Origin of the sequence: Clostridium sp. AM42-4 (assembly GCF_003480105.1) — a bacterium.
In the GTDB taxonomy this organism is placed as follows: Bacteria; Bacillota; Clostridia; order Lachnospirales; family Lachnospiraceae; genus Brotaphodocola.
In genome coordinates this window covers 1,395-2,566 of sequence record NZ_QUIK01000010.1, presented here as the reverse complement: position 1 = coordinate 2,566, position 1,172 = coordinate 1,395, and the positions used below count along the sequence as shown (strand labels likewise).

Genomic DNA, 1,172 nt, shown 5'->3' with positions numbered 1-1,172 from the left:
ATATAATTAGATTCAGTTTTATACAAGGAGTTAATAAATATGCGGCAAGGTATTCTTAAATAAACTGTCAATTTGATAGTGGGAACAAAAAGTAGCAGTCTCGTTTCACTTTTAATATGGGGCTTAGTTTTTTGTACCAAGTTTAAGAATACTTTTATCATGTAATTTTATATGCCCGAAAACATATAAGTGTTTTGGGGCTATTGGAGTTATTTACCCAGTGATAGGAGTATTTATCACTGGGTATTTTTATGCCCTTTTTTGGGTGTTGATAGGAGGAAAATCACATGAAAATAATTAACTTAGGCATTCTGGCTCACGTTGACGCAGGAAAGACAACATTAACGGAAAGTTTATTGTATACCAGTGGTGCAATTGCAGAACTAGGGAGCGTAGATGAAGGCACAACAAGGACAGATACAATGAATTTGGAGCGTCAAAGGGGAATCACTATCCAGACAGCAGTGACATCTTTTCAGTGGGAGGATGTAAAAGTCAACATTATAGATACGCCAGGCCATATGGATTTTTTGGCGGAAGTATACCGTTCTTTATCCGTATTAGACGGAGCAGTATTATTAGTTTCTGCAAAGGATGGCATACAGGCACAGACCCGTATACTGTTTCATGCACTACAGATAATGAAGATTCCGACAATTTTTTTCATCAATAAAATTGACCAAGAGGGGATTGATTTGCCAATGGTATATCGGGAAATGAAAGCAAAGCTTTCTTCGGAAATTATAGTGAAGCAAAAGGTTGGGCAGCATCCCCATATAAATGTAACGGACAATGACGATATGGAACAGTGGGATGCGGTAATTATGGGAAACGATGAACTATTAGAGAAATATATGTCAGGGAAACCGTTTAAAATGTCAGAACTGGAACAGGAAGAAAACAGGAGATTCCAAAACGGAACGTTATTTCCCGTTTATCACGGAAGCGCTAAAAACAATCTGGGGATTCGGCAGCTTATAGAAGTAATTGCCAGTAAATTTTATTCATCAACGCCTGAAGGTCAATCTGAACTATGCGGGCAGGTTTTTAAGATTGAATATTCAGAGAAAAGGCGGCGTTTTGTTTATGTGCGTATATATAGCGGAACATTGCATTTGAGGGATGTTATTAGAATATCTGAAAAAGAGAAAATAAAAATCACAGAGATGTGT

1 pseudogene is annotated in these 1,172 nt (G+C 37.3%); it reads left to right on the top strand.

Features of this window, described 5'->3' with window-relative positions:
• Nucleotides 1–287: 287 nt before the first annotated feature.
• Nucleotides 288–1,172, top strand: a pseudogene (gene tet(O), locus DW922_RS18025) (tetracycline resistance ribosomal protection protein Tet(O)); the annotation flags it as partial.